14 protein-coding genes and 6 tRNA genes are annotated in these 14860 nt (G+C 67.8%); 13 read left to right on the top strand and 7 right to left on the bottom strand.

What is annotated here, in order from left to right; translation table 11 throughout:
- Window positions 1-45: 45 nt before the first annotated feature.
- On the top strand, window positions 46-546 hold the full coding sequence (locus ED92_RS04720; RefSeq protein ID WP_037333327.1) for an FBP domain-containing protein: 501 nt from the start codon (window positions 46-48) through the stop codon (window positions 544-546).
- Window positions 547-596: 50 nt separating this feature from the next.
- On the opposite strand, the gene ED92_RS04715 is transcribed toward ED92_RS04720, so the two are convergent.
- Window positions 597-1412 carry a class I SAM-dependent methyltransferase gene (locus tag ED92_RS04715; RefSeq protein WP_037333326.1) on the bottom strand — a complete coding sequence of 272 codons (816 nt, stop codon included), beginning with the start codon at window positions 1410-1412 and terminating at the stop codon, window positions 597-599.
- Between the two features lie 77 nt (window positions 1413-1489).
- Window positions 1490-2182: a FadR/GntR family transcriptional regulator gene (locus tag ED92_RS04710; protein ID WP_037333324.1), complete on the bottom strand. Its 693-nt coding sequence runs from the start codon at window positions 2180-2182 to the stop codon at window positions 1490-1492.
- A gap of 74 nt (window positions 2183-2256) precedes the next feature.
- Between ED92_RS04710 and ED92_RS04705 the strand changes: the two genes are divergently transcribed.
- The gene (locus ED92_RS04705; protein ID WP_037333321.1) at window positions 2257-2883 is read left to right on the top strand and encodes a GNAT family N-acetyltransferase; all 627 of its coding nucleotides are present in this window, start codon (window positions 2257-2259) and stop codon (window positions 2881-2883) included.
- A 107-nt stretch (window positions 2884-2990) separates the two neighbouring features.
- Complete coding sequence (locus ED92_RS04700) at window positions 2991-3752, top strand: sulfite exporter TauE/SafE family protein (RefSeq protein WP_016330744.1); 762 nt, start codon at window positions 2991-2993, stop codon at window positions 3750-3752.
- Window positions 3753-3801: 49 nt separating this feature from the next.
- Here ED92_RS04700 and hisC read toward each other — a convergent pair whose 3' ends face one another.
- The gene (hisC, locus tag ED92_RS04695; RefSeq protein WP_037333317.1) at window positions 3802-4857 is read right to left on the bottom strand and encodes a histidinol-phosphate transaminase; all 1056 of its coding nucleotides are present in this window, start codon (window positions 4855-4857) and stop codon (window positions 3802-3804) included.
- A 97-nt stretch (window positions 4858-4954) separates the two neighbouring features.
- Here hisC and ED92_RS04690 point away from each other — a divergent pair, with 97 nt between their 5' ends.
- The 8 genes from ED92_RS04690 to ED92_RS04655 all read left to right on the top strand — a co-directional run bounded on the left by ED92_RS04690 (window position 4955) and on the right by ED92_RS04655 (window position 11956).
- The gene (locus ED92_RS04690; RefSeq protein WP_037333315.1) at window positions 4955-5587 is read left to right on the top strand and encodes a dienelactone hydrolase family protein; all 633 of its coding nucleotides are present in this window, start codon (window positions 4955-4957) and stop codon (window positions 5585-5587) included.
- 48 nt (window positions 5588-5635) lie between these two features.
- Entirely contained in the window at window positions 5636-6115 is a 480-nt protein-coding gene (locus tag ED92_RS04685) for a hypothetical protein (RefSeq protein ID WP_235213191.1), read from the top strand.
- 113 nt (window positions 6116-6228) lie between these two features.
- Window positions 6229-7248: a PPE domain-containing protein gene (locus tag ED92_RS04680; RefSeq protein ID WP_369797391.1), complete on the top strand. Its 1020-nt coding sequence runs from the start codon at window positions 6229-6231 to the stop codon at window positions 7246-7248.
- On the top strand, window positions 7248-8009 hold the full coding sequence (locus ED92_RS04675; protein ID WP_037333310.1) for an ESX secretion-associated protein EspG: 762 nt from the start codon (window positions 7248-7250) through the stop codon (window positions 8007-8009). The genes ED92_RS04680 and ED92_RS04675 overlap by 1 nt, the downstream gene beginning before the upstream one ends.
- Window positions 8010-8028: 19 nt before the next feature.
- On the top strand, window positions 8029-10005 hold the full coding sequence (locus tag ED92_RS04670) for an acetoacetate--CoA ligase (RefSeq protein ID WP_037333307.1): 1977 nt from the start codon (window positions 8029-8031) through the stop codon (window positions 10003-10005).
- Between the two features lie 30 nt (window positions 10006-10035).
- Window positions 10036-11685 (top strand): phosphatidylglycerol lysyltransferase domain-containing protein, encoded by a 1650-nt coding sequence (locus ED92_RS04665; RefSeq protein ID WP_052120271.1) that lies wholly within the window; start codon window positions 10036-10038, stop codon window positions 11683-11685.
- A gap of 65 nt (window positions 11686-11750) precedes the next feature.
- Window positions 11751-11840, top strand: a tRNA-Ser gene (locus tag ED92_RS04660).
- 42 nt (window positions 11841-11882) lie between these two features.
- Window positions 11883-11956 (top strand) — tRNA-Arg (locus tag ED92_RS04655).
- Window positions 11957-12104: 148 nt separating this feature from the next.
- Here the strand turns inward: ED92_RS04655 and ED92_RS04650 are convergent.
- The 4 genes from ED92_RS04650 to ED92_RS04640 form a co-directional block, all read right to left on the bottom strand.
- Window positions 12105-12176, bottom strand: a tRNA-Arg gene (locus ED92_RS04650).
- 3 nt (window positions 12177-12179) lie between these two features.
- A tRNA-Ser gene (locus ED92_RS04645) sits at window positions 12180-12268 on the bottom strand.
- Window positions 12269-12281: 13 nt separating this feature from the next.
- Window positions 12282-12358, bottom strand: a tRNA-Pro gene (locus ED92_RS42385).
- A gap of 35 nt (window positions 12359-12393) precedes the next feature.
- Window positions 12394-12467, bottom strand: a tRNA-Arg gene (locus tag ED92_RS04640).
- Between the two features lie 770 nt (window positions 12468-13237).
- Here ED92_RS04640 and ED92_RS04635 point away from each other — a divergent pair.
- Together ED92_RS04635 and ED92_RS04630 are read left to right on the top strand one after the other, a co-directional pair.
- Window positions 13238-13846: an HNH endonuclease gene (locus ED92_RS04635; protein ID WP_200882670.1), complete on the top strand. Its 609-nt coding sequence runs from the start codon at window positions 13238-13240 to the stop codon at window positions 13844-13846.
- 47 nt (window positions 13847-13893) lie between these two features.
- Window positions 13894-14859: a NaeI family type II restriction endonuclease gene (locus ED92_RS04630; RefSeq protein WP_037333300.1), complete on the top strand. Its 966-nt coding sequence runs from the start codon at window positions 13894-13896 to the stop codon at window positions 14857-14859.
- Window position 14860: the final 1 nt, after the last annotated feature.

Here is a 14860-nt window from a genome sequence, read left to right as displayed (position 1 = left end):
GAAAACGGTTCGCCAGTTCCCGGGCGCGGTGGTTACCGTGCGGGTATGGAACCGCTGGGCCAGGACGAGATCAGAGCGTCCTTCGTGAACTGCACCCGAGGCGAGGCCAAGGGGGTCACGCTGCCCGCCCGGCCCGAAGAGATCCCTTGGGAGAAAAGGGAATTCCTCGGCTGGCGCGATCCGAAGGCCGCCGCGCGGGCGTATCTCGTGCTGCCGTACCGCGGGGAGACCGTCGGGCTTTCCCTGCGCGCCGCGCCGCGGCCGAAGGGCCGTGTGCTGCTGAGCAACATGTGCGGCCTGTGCACGACGACACATCCGCTGTCCGACATCGCGCTGTTCTCCGGCCGCCGCGCCGGGAAGCTCGGGCGCGAGGGCAACACGCTCGGCATCTACGCGTGCGCGAATCTGGCGTGCAGCCAGTACATCCGCGGCGAGCTGAAGTCGGACGTGCCGCAGCCGGCGGAAACGCTGTCGCTCGAAGAACGCGTCTCCCGGCTGGAGGACAAGCTGCACCGGTTCGTGGAGCGGGTACTCGAGTCACGCTGACCTACCTGCGGTAGAACGCATTCAGAGGACTAAATGCGTTCTACCGCGCCTCAGAACCGCATCCGCAGGATCCGTCCCATCTTCTTGAACGCCGGGAACAGCCCCGCGAACCACAGCTGCGCCCGCATCGACCCGGAAAGCCGGTCCTTCACCTCAGGCGTCGCGTAATCCGTCGAATCGAGTTTCGACACCAGCGTCAGCCCGAGCCGCTCCAATTCGGAAATCTCGTCGATGCCCCAGTACAGCGTCGCGTTGGCTTTGCGGACAACGGGATTCAGCTTCTGCAGTTTGATTCCGAGCCTGCTGAAGATGTCGAAGACCATTTCGCCGCCCTGCGGGAAATGCGCGATCAGCCGCCGCAGCAATTCCTCGCCTTCGGACGGCCGCAGGTACATCGTCAGCCCCTCCGCGATCACCAGACCGGGTTTGTCCGACGGGATCTCGTCGATCCAGCCGAAGTCCGTCACCGACGAGCCGATGGTCCGGTAGCCGTCCCGTTCGGGATAGATCCGGGCGCGCAGGTCGACGACCTCGGGGTAGTCGACGTCGAACCACCGCACCGTGGGCGGCGGGTCGACGCGGTACACGCGGCTGTCCATCCCGCAGCCGAGCTGGACGACGGTCGCGTCCGGGTGCTCCCGGAGGAACGACGCGGCCCAGTCGTCCATCGGCTTGGCGCGCAGCGCGACGGTCAGCCCCATGTCGGCGTTCACGCCCAGCGAGGCGAAGTCGTAGTCGATCTGCTTGACGGCTTCGTCGGCGGCCTTGTCGCCGAGGATCGGCCGCTCGCCGCGGGCGTCGAGCGCCCGGCCGTACAACGTGGCGAGCATCGTCGCCTTCTCTTCGGTGAACCGGACCTTCTCCACCGCACACCCCCGTCAGAAGTTTCACAAACTTCTGAAAATAATACTCGCGCGAGGGCGGCCGCGCCATCAAGGAAGCGTTAATCCCCGGACGTGTAGTCGTGGACGTAGGTCTTGGCGTCGAGCAGATGCCGCAAGGTGATCTCCCGCGCGGCCGCCGCGTCCGACCGGCGGATCGCTTCGAGGATCGCGCGATGTTCGTCGACGGCCTTGCGGATCTGCCCCGGAAGCCGCAGCGCCGCCCGCCGCTCCTCGCCGACCAGCGAGAGCACCGAACGCAGCAGATCGGTGACGTCGTCGTTGCCGGCGTTGCCCGCGATCACCCGGTGGAATTCGGCGTCGGCCGCGATCACGCGCAGCATGTCGCCGTCGGCGGCGGCCTGGTCCATCTCGTCGACGGTGCTTTCCAGCCGGGCGAGCACCCGCGGCGTGTGCTCGAGCGCGAGCCGCTCGGCCAGTGTCGGCTCGACGGTGGTCCGCAGGTCGAAGAGCTTCTCGACCAGTTGCTCGTGTTCGGAGAACCAACCGCGCAACGGCTGTTCGCCGAGGTTCTCGCGGACGTAGGTGCCCGAACCCGGCCGCACCTGCACGTAACCGATGGAGTCCAGCACCCGCAACGCCTGCCGCAGCGAACCGCGGCTGATCCCGAGCTGCTCGCAGAGCGCCCGTTCGGCGGGCAGTCTCGACCCGGCGGGGAGCCTGCCCGAGTCGATCATCGTGCGCAGATGATCGACGGTCGCACTCCACACCTGTTCGCGCTCGTCGTCGGCCACGGCCCCATCCTCGCAGGCCCGGCGGGACGTCCGGAATTGTCGGTGCGGGATGTCATCCTGTGCCGATGACTGGGGTGGCAGGGCTGATCAAGGCATGGGTGCACGGCTGGGCGCTCTCCCGCGGTGTCGGGCTCCCCGTCGCCGAGCCGGACGGTTACCGGCTCGACGTCGGGCGCCCGGGGCATCGCGTGCGGTACGTGCTGGCGGACACCGGATCGGTCGCGAGCCGGGCGCGTTCGCTGACCGAGCCCGGAACGTGGTTGAAGGTGAGCGGTTCCCGTGAGGAAGTGGCGAAGACGGTGCCGCCGGAGTGGCAGGTCGGCCCGCCGGAATACCTGATGAGCGCGCCGATCGCGCTGCGTCCCGTCATGGCCGCGCCAGAGCCGTATCGGGCGGAGCTGGTCGGCGACGGCGTCGTCACCGACGTCGTCGTGCGCGCCCCCGACGGTTCGCGCGCGGCCACCGGCCGGGTCGCGATCGCCGGCGGCACCGCGGTGATCGATCAGGTCGTGACGGAGCCCGAGCACCAGCGGCGAGGGCTGGGCCGGTTCGTCATGCGCAGGCTCGACGAGGTGGCGGTCGCGGCCGGGGCGGAGCGGGCGGTCCTGGTCGCGACGGAGGAGGGGCGCGCGTTGTACCTGACACTCGGCTGGACGGTCGCCACGGAGATCACCGCGGCCCATCTGCCGGAGGGGAACTGAAGGGTGCCCCGTCGAACGGGACATAACGGGCTCGTTGAATGTTCGACTAGACACATCCGCAGCGCGAAAGGAGGTAACGGTGCTTAGGGTGCGGACGTGAGTGCTTTATGACGTGGTGGCACGCGGTCGTGATCTTCGTCGCGGGGCTCTGGGCGGGCACCATCAACACGGTCGTCGGTTCGGGCACGCTCGTGACCTTCCCGGTCCTGGTCGCGCTCGGCTACTCGCCGCTGACGGCGACGACCTCCAACGCGATCGGCCTCGCCCCCGGCACGGTGAGCGGGGCGATCGGCTACCGGGAAGAGCTCAAGGGCTACTGGCCCCAGGTCGTCAAACTCGCCGTCGCGTCGTTCTTCGGCGCGATCTGCGGGACGATCCTGTTGCTCTCGTTGCCGAAGGACGCTTTCGAGACCGTCGTACCCGCGCTCGTCGGGCTCGCGGTGGTGCTCGTGATCGTCCAGCCGCGCGTGGCCGCCTGGGTCGCGAAGCGCCGCGAAGAGAACGGAAAGGTCCACAAGATCGGACCGCTCCTGTTGTTCCTGATCTTCCTGATCGGCATCTACGGCGGATACTTCACGGCCGCGCAGGGCGTGATGATGATGGCCGTGATGGGGATGCTGATGTCGGAGTCGCTGCAACGGCTCAACGGCGTCAAGAACGCCCTGTCCGCGGTCGTGAACATCGTCGCGGGCGCGATCTACGCCTTCATCGCGCCGGTCAGCTGGCCCGTGGTCGCGCTGCTCGCGGTCGGGTCGACGATCGGCGGCCAGATCGGCGCCAAGATCGGCCGCAAGCTTTCGCCGAAGGTACTTCGCGGCGTGATCGTCGTGATCGGCCTCGCCGCGATGGTGCAACTGCTCCTCAAGTAGGAAACGGCCCGCACTCCGTCGACGAAGTGCGGGCCGCCCCGAATCCTTGTCAGCGCGGGAAGTCCCCGGCCGCTTCGAGGAAGAGGTCGTTCTCCTCAGGCGTCCCGATGGTCACTCGCGCGCCTTCGCCCGCGAAGGGACGCACGATCAGCTTCCGCTCCAGGGCGTGCTCCGCGAACTCGGTCGTCCGCTCGCCCAGCGGCAGCCAGACGAAGTTCGCCTGCGTCTCCGGCACCTCGTAACCCTTGGCCACCAACGCATCCCGGACCCGGGTGCGTTCCGAGACGATCTCCTTGCAGCGTTCCAGCAGTTCGTCGGCCGCGTCGAGCGAGGCGATGGCCGCCGCCTGGGCGATCATGTTCACCGAGAACGCGACGTAGACCTGCTTCAACGCGACGGTGATCGCTTCCGGGGCCACCGCGTAACCCACGCGAAGGCCGGCGAGACCGTACGCCTTCGAGAACGTCCGAAGCACCGCGACGTTGTCCCTGCCGCGCGCGAGTTCGACGCCGTCCGGCACCTCGGCGTCGGTCACGAACTCCTTGTACGCCTCGTCGAGCACGACGAGCACGCCCGAGGGGACGGCGTCCAGGAAGCGCTCGAGTTCCGCGCGCCGCAGGACCGTTCCGGTCGGGTTGTTGGGGTTGCACACGAAGACCAGCCGCGTCTTCGGCGTGATCGCGGCCAGCATCGCGTCGAGGTCCAGCCCATGCCCGGCCGTGAGCGGCACCTTCACGCTCACGGCGTTCGCCACCTGCGTGACGATCGGGTACGCCTCGAACGAGCGCCACGGGAAGACGACCTCGTCGCCCGGGCCGCACAGGGCCTGGATCATCTGCTGGCAAAGGGAAACCGAACCGCAGCCGACGGCGATCCGGTCGACGGACTCGTTCAGCTCGCGGGCCAGCCGCTCGACGAGCGCGGAAGCCGTGATGTCCGGGTACCGGTTGATGCCCTGCGCCGTCTCGGCTATGGCCTGCGCCACACTCGGCAGCGGTCCACCGGGGACCTCGTTGCTCGCCAGCTTGATCGCGCCCTGGATTGTCCGGCCAGGGACGTACTTCGGCAACGATTCGAGATCCGCACGCGGCGAAACAGGTGACATCTTCGGCGCTCCTACGTCTGGGGGACGGCTCCGACACCGTATCCTCCCGCGCGGGCGCAAGCTCCGAATATTTACCTAAGAGTGGTCTGATGGAGGAATGACCCTGACGACCACCGTGGAACATCAGCACGCCGACGGCCACACGCTGCGCCTGACCTTCGCCGAACCGGATGGTGTCGTCCGCGGCGGACTCGTGGTGCTGCATGAGGAGGCCGAAGAGGTCGAAGAGGGTTTGGGCCTGCTCCTGGCCGGTCTCGCCGGCGAAGGCTGGCTCACCGTCACTCCGCATCTCGACCGGGACAACCTCACGCAGCAGGACCTGCTCGAAGCCACCGACGCGACGCTCTCCTGGCTCGCGGAGCGCGGCGTCCAAGCGGATCTCGTCGGTGTCGTCGGTTTCGACCTCGGGGGCACGGCCGCGCTGGTCGTGGCGTCGAACCGCAGGCTGGGCGCGGCGGTCAGCGTCGGCGGGCAGGGTGTCACCGGGCTGCCGGTCCTCGTCGAGATCGCGGGACGGCTCACCAGCCCGTGGCTCGGCATGTACGGCGACGCCGGCGACGAGGCCGGAGGTGCCGAGGTCGAGCAGCTGCGTGACGCGGCGGCGACGGCGAACGTCGCGACGAACGTCGTCCACTACCCGGGCGCCAATCACCGCTTCGACGCCGACCCGGACGCCGCCGCGGAGGCCTGGCAGCGCACGTTGAATTGGTTCGACGCCCACCTGCGCTGACCCCGTTCGCGCTAGCATTCCCCTCAAGATGTGACAGGGGAGGGTCGAATGGCACAGTCACCCAAGGTGCCCGTGACGCCACAAGCCGCGTTCGGAGCTTCGGCTCCGGCGCTGGCTCCGGTGGCGGGTCAGATCCGGGACTCCAAGACCGATGCCAAGAAGGGGGCCGTCAAGGTCTCCGAGGACGCCGCCAAGAAGCTCGTCGACGCCCTGCTCAAGGCGCGCCAGGAGCTCAACGCGCTGATCAAGGACTCGACGGAGTTCAACGCACCGTTGAAGCTGGGCGACAACGTCGTCGGGCACACCATGAGCGATCGTTTCCAGGGCGCCGCGAACAAGGGGACCGAGGCGGCCGTGCCCGTGCTCAAGGACTTCGCCAAGGTGCTCAAGGACTTCCAGCTCACCGTGATGGCGGCGCGGAAGATGTACGTCGCCGCGGACGAGGAGGGCCAGGAGCAGCTCGAACGGGTCGCCCGCCGGTTCGACATGGAGGACATCGTCGGCCAGGAGCGGAAGGACGAGCACTGATGCGCATCCTGCCCATGCCGTGGCCGCCGCGGGAGCCCGAACCGCAGCCGGGCCCCGAAAGCCTCACCGCCGACATCGACTGGATGAGCTACTCGCATCGAGAGCTCTACGCGATGGTCCACGACGAGCTGGATCTCGCGAGCGCGGAAGCCGTCGCCGCGCAGTGGACGAAGATCAGCGCTTTCCTCGACCGGGTCGGCTCCGAGCTCCGGGCGGCCCTCGCGGCCACCGCCGACGGCTGGACGGGCGAGGGCGCGGACAGGGCCCGCGACGCCGCGGTCAAGCTCGTCGACTGGGCGGGCGAGACGGGCTGGCGGGCGGAGAACGTCGCGAACTGCGTGCGCCGCCAGGCGGACATCGCCGAAACCGCGCGCCGCACGATGCCCGAGCCGCCGGGATACGCGCCGCGCCCCAAGCCGCCGGAGCCGCCGAAGCGCCGCCCGATCCCGGTCTCCGATTCGACGCAGGCCATGTCGACCTCGGCACCGTCGGGATCCGCGTTCGCCGAAGCCGGGCGGATCGTCGCCGAACCCACCGACGAGAGCTCGCAGGATCTGCACCGTCAGGCCGCCGACGTGATGAAGCGGATGCAATTCAGCTCCGGCGAGGTCTACGAGAACGTTCCGAGCTTCACGTCGTACGGCAAACAGCCGAAGATCCTTGAGACGCCTGAAGAACCGAAGCCGAAGCCCGAAGAACCGAAGCCGGAGCCGGTCCCGCCGCCGGACGACTCGACACACAGCAGCGGCGTCGACGACGTGGCCCCGATCCAGGTGCGCGAGCCGGTCGAGGCGCCGCGCGCACCGGGCGCGGGCAGCGGCGCCTACGTGCCACCGCCGCCCGGCACCGTCGGAGGAACCCAGGAACAGCTCGGGCAAGGCGGCCGGTCCGGCGCCGGTGCCGGTGGTTTCGGGCCGTCGGGGCAGCCCGGCCAGCCGGCCGGGACCCGCGCCGCGGCCGCGGGCATGGGCGGCTTCGGCGGCATGCCGATGGGGATGGCGCCTTCTCAAGGGCGGCAGGGCGAAGAAGCGCACAAGGCGCCGGACTACCTCGTCGAGGATTCCGACGTATGGGGCCTCAGCGGGCACGTCACGCCGCCGGTCATCGGCGAGGACCCGAGGAGCGGTCGCTGATGGACTGGATCCGGCTGCACGTCGGCGAGCTGTTCCTGCTCTGGTCGGCGCACGGACGCGACGAACTGCCCGCGGTACTGGAGGTGCCGCACGTCGGGCGGACACCGGAGTTCCGCGCGGAGCTGGTGGCCACGGCGAGCGCGACGCTGTCGGAACGCGGCCTCGGCACGGTGGACGCCCCCGCGCCCGAACTGGTCCGGCTGCTGCACACCGTCGCGAACAGCGAACTCACGCTCGACCTGCGGCTCGACGGGGATCCGGCGTACCGGGCGGTCGGCTGCGTATCCGATCGCGGCGCGGTCGCGATCGGCGTTTCGGGCACCGACGTCGAGTTGGCGGCCCTGCGGGAACCGCTCGTCGCCGCGACGCTGCTGCAGGCCTTGCCGCCGTGCGAACAGGGGCGGGGCCTGTCGGTCAACCTGCGCGTCGACGACTACACGGCCGCGTGCGAGGCGGGAGAACGTGGCGGGCAGCCGGCGTTCTCCGACGTCCTGCGCGACGCCGGGCTGCGGGAACCCGAGATCATCGTCATGGTGCGGATCGCGACGCAGCGCATCGGCAGCGGACGGCTCGGCGCGGTCAGGAAGTCTTGGGAAGGCCGCTGGGTGCGCGGAGAGGGTACGTTGACCTGGGTCGACACCCCCGACGGCCGCTACGGGCTCCGGCGCGACCGAGGGTGGCTGACCGTCACCCCGCTCGACGCGTCACGGCTGAAGTCGATGGCGTACGAGCTGTTCACGGGGGCTCGCCAAGCAGGTTAACGAGGGTTAACATCGCGGGGTGACTCACACCGCCGACGCCCCGGAAGTGCTCTGGCGCCCCGAGCCGAGCCGCCTGCCCGACACCAAGATCGACGCGTTCCGCCAGTGGCTGCGCACCGAACGCGGCGTGGAGGTCGACGACTACAACGCGTTGTGGGAGTTCTCCACGCGGCGGGTGCCGGAGTTCTGGTCCGCCGTCGCCGAGTTCCTCGGCGTGCGCTGGCACGAGCAGCCCGGTGAGGTGCTCACCGGTGAGATGCCGAACGCCCAGTGGTTCGTGGGCGGCACGCTGAACTACGCCGAGCACTCGCTCATGCCCGGCGTCGCGGGCGCCGCGAAGGCCGACGACGAGATCGCCGTGATCTTCCACCGCGAGGACGGCCTCTCGTCGCAGCTGACGTACGGCGCGTTGCGCTCCGCCGTCGCCGCCGCGCGGCAAGGGCTACGCGAACTCGGAGTGTCCAAAGGGGACAGGGTCGTCGCGCTGGCGCCGAACTGCCCGCAGACACTGATCGCCTTCCTCGCCACCGCGAGCCTCGGCGCCATCTGGTCGTCGTGCTCGCCGGACTTCGGTGTCCGCGCGATCACCGACCGCTTCGCGCAGATCGAGCCGAAGGTGCTCATCGCGGTCAACGGCTATGTCTACAATGGACGGTGGTTCGACAGCCGGTCGACGGTGAACTCGTTGCGCGACGAGATCCCCACGCTCGAAGCGACCGTGCTCGTCGACTACGCCGGCGGCCGCCTCGACGGCACCCTCGACTGGGACGAGCTGCTCGCCGACAACGCCGGCGCGGAGCTGGCCTTCGAACCCGTCGACTTCGCGCACCCGCTGTGGGTCCTGTACTCCTCGGGGACCACCGGCCTGCCGAAGGGCATCGTCCACGGGCACGGCGGGATCACCCTCGAACACCTCAAAGCCCTTGCCCTGCAAAGCGATCTCGGCCCGGGCGATCGGTTCTTCTGGTTCACCACCACCGGCTGGATGATGTGGAACTTCCTCATCTCCGGCCTGCTGACCGGCACCACGATCGTGCTCTTCGACGGCAGTCCCGGCAGCCCGGACCTCAACGTGCTGTGGCATCTGGCCGAGCAGCATCGCGTGACGTACTTCGGCACGTCGGCGCCGTACATCCAGAGCTGCCTGAAGGCCGGAATCAAACCGGCCGAACGGTTCGACCTGACGGCGTTGCGCGCCTTGGGATCCACCGGCGCGCCGCTGAGCGTCGAGGGTTTCCGGTGGATCGTCGACGAGGTGGGCAAACGCGTCCAGATCTGCTCGGTGTCCGGTGGCACGGATCTGTGCGCGGCGTTCGTCGCGTCGGCCCCGGACGTCCCGGTCTGGCTGGGCGAACTCTCGGTCCGCGCGCTCGGTGCCGCCGTCGCCGCCTTCGACGAGGACGGCAAGCCGGTGGTGGAGACGGTCGGCGAACTGGTGATCACCGAGCCGATGCCGTCGATGCCGGTGTTCTTCTGGAACGACCCGGACGGCTCGCGGCTGCGCGAGGCGTATTTCGAGATGTACCCAGGGATCTGGCGGCACGGCGACTGGATCCGGATCACCGGCCGCGGCTCCGCCGTCATCTACGGGCGCAGCGATTCGACGCTCAATCGCGGCGGCGTCCGGATGGGCACGGCCGAGTTCTACCGCGTCGTCGAATCGTTCGACCAGGTCGCGGACTCGCTCGTGATCGACACTTCGGCGGCGGGCAACGAGGACGGGCAGCTGCTGTGCTTCCTCGTGCTGACCGAGGGCGCGTCGCTCGACGAGGTCGAACCCGCGCTGCGCAAGGAACTGCGCGGAGCCCTCTCGCCGCGGCACGTGCCCGACCGGTTCGTCCAGGTGAGCGAGGTGCCCCGCACGCTCAACGGCAAGAAGTGCGAGGTCCCGGTCAAGAAGATCCTTTCGGGGGTCTCACCTGACCGCGCCGTCAGCCGGGATGCCCTGCTGAACCCCGACGCCCTTGTACCGTTCGTAGAGCTGGCAAGGAGCTGACAGGGGCGGGATTTGGCAGGTGCTTGGCGGGTGGCGGGCGCCACCACGGTGGCGGTGATCACCTGGGTGACGCGGCTGGCCGGGCTGCTGGCACTGGTCTCGGTGCTGGTCCCGGCCGGGCGGCGCACCCTGCGCGGACACGTCGCCACCTGGCTGGAACTGCCGCACGAGGCCACGGTCGGCGCGGCGACGGTGGCGCTGGTGACCGGCGTGCTGCTGATGCTGCTCGCCACCGGTCTCAAACGACGGAAGCGCCGGGCCTGGCAACTGGCGGTCGCCGCCGCCGCGCTGCTGACGGTGTCGCACCTCGGGCTGCGGCACACCCTCGGCGCGGGACTCGTGTCGCTCGCGCTGCTGGTCGCCCTGATCGCGACGCGGCGGTACTTCATCGCGCTTCCCGATCCGGTGACCGGCCGGTGGCGCGCGATCCGGGTCTTCCTGCAACTGACGGTCGCCGGGGTAGCGATCAACTTCGCGCTGCTGTCGGTCGCGCCTGTCGACGCGGGTGTCGGCGACCGCCTGGCGCAGTCGACGCTGGCCCTGATCGGCGTGAGCGGCCCGGTGACTTTCCCCGCGCTGTGGCTGGAAGACCTCTCGGCGGCGGTCGGCCTGCTGTTCGGGATCGGCGCGGTGCTGCTGGCGGCGTACTTCCTGCTCCGCTCGGCCGAACCCGCCCCGGAGCTGACCGACGAGGAGGTCGAGCGGCTCAGGGGGCTGCTGGGGGAGCGGGACTCGCTGGGGTACTTCGCACTGCGCCGGGACAAGTTCGTGGTCTTCTCGAAGTCGGGGAAGGCCGCGGTGACCTATCGGGTGATCGCCGGGGTCGCGCTGTGCTCGGCGGACCCGCTCGGTGACCCGGAAGCGTGGCCCGGCGCGATCGAGGAGTACCTGGACGTCTGCCGGCGGTACGCGTGGACCCCGGCGACGATGGGCTGCTCGGAACTGGGCGCGACCGTCTGGGCCCGCTTCGGGCTCGAAGTGCTGGAGATCGGCGACGAGGCCGTCGTCGACACCGACACCTTCACGCTCGAAGGGCGCGTCATGCGCGGAGTCCGCCAAGCCGTCTCACGCACGAAGCGCGCCGGCTACACCGCGCGCATCCGAAAGGCCGAAGACCTACCGGCCGCGGAACTCGACGAACTCCGCGCCCTCGCCGCCACCTGGCGCGGCACGGATACGGAACGCGGCTTCTCGATGGCCCTCGGCCGCATGGGCGACCCGGGCTCGGTCCTCGTGACCGCCGAACACGACGGTCAGGTGCGCGGCGTCCTCCAGTTCGTCCCCTGGGGTGAGAAAGGCCTGTCGCTGGACGTCATGCGCCGCGACCGGACCGCCGACAACGGCGTCAACGAACTGATGATCTCCGAGCTGCTTCTGACGACGCCCGCCCAGCACGTCTCCCTGAACTTCGCCGCCTTCCGCGCGGTGCTGGAACAAGGCCAGCGCATCGGCGCCGGCCCCGTCGCCCGCCTGTCCGCCCGGACACTGCGATTCTTCTCACGCTGGATCCAGATCGAGACCCTCTACCGCTTCAACGCGAAGTTCCAGCCGCGCTGGGTCCCGCGCTACCTCGCCTACCCCGCGGCCCGAGACCTCCCTCACGTCGGCGTCGCCGTCTTCGAAGCCGAAGGACTCGGCGGGCGCCCATCTGGCCTGCTCAGAGCCCTGCAACGCGTCTAAGGGGGGTGCCTTCCGAGGGGGTCCAGGGGGTGTGTAACCTATTTGAGCAGTGGTCGTTGGGCCTGGGAGGCTTCGCCTAGTCTGGTCTATGGCGCCGCACTGCTAATGCGGTTGGGGGTAACCCCCCCTCCCGGGTTCAAATCCCGGAGCCTCCGCTGGTGCCTGTTCCGGCAGGTGCTAGATTGATAACTGAACAAGCGCCCGTAGCTCAGCTGGATAGAGCATCTGACTACGGATCAGAAGGTCAGGGGTTCGAATCCCTTCGGGCGCACGTCTGGTTGAGACAGCACGAAGGCCCTCCCGTTCGCGGGAGGGCCTTTTTGTCTGTCCGTTGTGGATTCTGGAGGCCCACCCGGGAGTCGAACGGCTTTGCAGGCCGCCGCACGACCGTCGTGAAGTGGGCCGAGTTCGGACCATCGTGCCCTCGGCAGGAGTCGAACCCGCGTTCCCGGCTTCGGACGCCGGCGTCGTATCCGTTGGACCACGAGGGCTTGCGGAGGATGCAGGATTCGAACCTGCGCGACGCTCTCGCGCCGACCACCGTTTTCGGGACGGTTGCCTTACCTGGCTCGGCCAATCCTCCTTGCTGTGCCGCTTGGTCGGACGCCCGCGAGTCGAACGCGGTGACTCCTGATCCCAAATCAGGCGGGGTCGCCAGTGCCCCTCGCATCCGTCGACCGGCGTATCCCCCTCCGATACGCCGACCAGTACCCCTGCCAGGACTCGAACCTGGGACCTCCGCATTCGTAGTGCGGCACTCTGTCCACCTGAGCTACAGGGGTGAGGTGGAGACGAGCACACGCCTCCACCGGCGCTCGTCCTGGCCGCCTCTTTCGGCGACGGGGACGAGCTTTGGGAAAAGTCTTCTGTTGTCAAGGTTCGCGCCGAATTGGGCGGCATCGAGCACCGGCGGGAGGAGTCGAACCCCCTGGATACGGTTTTGGAGGCCGTTCCGCTTCCCAAGCTCGCCGATAGGGAATTGCTTTTTGCGCAGCGAAAAGAGAAGCCGCCCGGATCGGTTTCCCGATGGGCGGCTCCCTGGCATCACACGCGCTATGGCGTCATGATGGGGAGCCTTTATCGGCCAGAACTCGCTGGTCAGCACGGCATGAACGTCGCCAGGAACAGGGCGAAGGACATACGGCGATGGGCGCGAGGGCCGAATGCCGACGCTGCGCCTTTCGCTCACGCATGTTCATCATGGCTGCTCCTGTACTGGTTGAGTGCGCTAACTATGGCTGATAAACCTCCGTGGCGCAATGTTGTTTTGTGTATTCGGGCAGAAGGCGGACTGGTGCGAGCGCGAGATTGAGTGGTGGGTCTCGGCGATGCCGGACGTGAGGTCTCTTTGTCGACGGCGCAGTGTGGTGCCGCTACTTGCCGAAGCAAGCTTCGGCGGCGTACGGTGCGAAGGTCGCTTCGCGCGCTTCGGAGGTAGAGGGTGTCTGGTTACGACGCTGAGGCAAAGCCTGACTGGAGGAACCCGAGTTTGGGGACGCGGGTGCGAGTTGCCCTTTGGCTCGCCGCAGAGGTCGGTGAGGGTGGGCGCTTCGTGAAACGGCAACTTCGGGAGGCGATCCCAGGAGTGGAGCAAGTCGACAGGCGTATGCGTGATCTCCGGCCCGCCGGATGGTCGATCCTGACCTATCGCGATCATGGTGGCCTCGCGCCGGGGGAGCTTCTCCTGGAGAAGATCGGAAGGCCGGTCTGGGAGAAGGAGCACCGTGCCGCAGGGCTGAGGGTCATCACGGCCGCGACCCGGCGGAGAGTCTTCGAGCGAGACAACCACCGGTGCGTCCGATGCGGAATCCTGCCGGGCGAGATCTACCCAGATGAAACGGAAGCTGCAGCGAGGCTCACCATTGGCCATGTGGAGCCCCACAAGTATGGATCAGCTTCGGGCGAGGAAAACCTCGTGACTGAGTGCTCGCGATGCAACGAGACTGCCAAACACCTGGCGTCCCCCAGGTTCAGCGAGCGTCAAGTATGGGATGAGATCACGGAACTTCCTCGCAAGGACAAGCAAATGCTGCTTGCCTGGCTGGCAGCTGGGAAGCGTGAGCAAAGCCGGGTTGAGCGGGCGATGTCCCATCTCTGGCAGCTTCCTGCTGTTCAGCGCGAAGACATCATGCGCCGGCTGGGGCGCTCGCTTTCGTCTTGATTTTCACCTGACGCGACTCATTATGTTCAATTCCTTGAGGGGGATGGATGACTCCTGGGCTGTTCGCGCTTAATTCTGACGATTCTGAGCTGCTGGAGGTCCGAGACGAGCTCTATCGCAGAGATCCTTCTGGTGGAAGGGTCGCCGCCGTCCTCCGGGACACGCTAGATCAACTTTATGACGGCCAGCGTACGGGTAGGTGGTCTTTCGATCAGCTGCACAAGACCGAAAAAACCTATATGGGGACTTTGATCGAGATAAATCTTCACCGCGAATTCGGGTTCGAAGACGGTGACGTGATGGACTACAAGATCGCTGGTATTGAGGTCGACTGCAAGTACTCGATGTCGAAGGGCTGGATGCTGCCACCCGAGGCAGCAGGGCATATCTGCTTGCTGCTGTGGGCGGAAGACCTGAAACAGTCTTGGTCTGCTGGCCTGGTCAGAGTGCGTGACGAGTACCTGAACCGCGGTGCGAACCGTGATAGCAAGAATACGCTGAACAAGGCCGGCCGGGCCGCGATCCTTCCCCTCTGGGAGGACCACACGGTGCTTGAGCCCAATCTCTTCCTTGAACTTCCGGCCGATAAACGTGAGCGGATCTTCAGTGCGCGCGGAAAAAGGGGTCCCAGTGGCCAGGCAAGAATCAATGAACTTTTTAGGCTGGTTCAGGGAAGGATCGTCCGACGAGCTGAAATCGCCACTGTCGCGCAGCAGGACGATTCAATGAAGCGTGCTAGGGACTCTGGCGGTGCACGTGATGGGCTTCGCCCCGAAGGCATCCTCGTGCTGGGGCACCAGGACAACGACCCATTGGTGGCCCGCTCGCTAGGGTTGCCTGTTCCCAAGAAGGGGCAAGTCATCGCTGCCCGGGTCGTCCCGGCTGAAGAGGGGGAAGAGCGACCCGTAGCTGAGATCGAGGGGAAGCTGTGGGTTGTGGCGAGGGAGGGCGAGGAGCCGGTGGTTCCAGCTCCCGTCGTTCCCCGGAAGCGCATAGCGCTGGTGGAGGCGTAGC

The organism is Amycolatopsis sp. MJM2582 (assembly GCF_000754115.1).
Classification (GTDB): Bacteria; Actinomycetota; Actinomycetes; order Mycobacteriales; family Pseudonocardiaceae; genus Amycolatopsis; species Amycolatopsis japonica.
The sequence above is the reverse complement of the archived record's forward strand: the minus strand, read 5'-3'. Positions and strand labels throughout refer to the sequence as shown.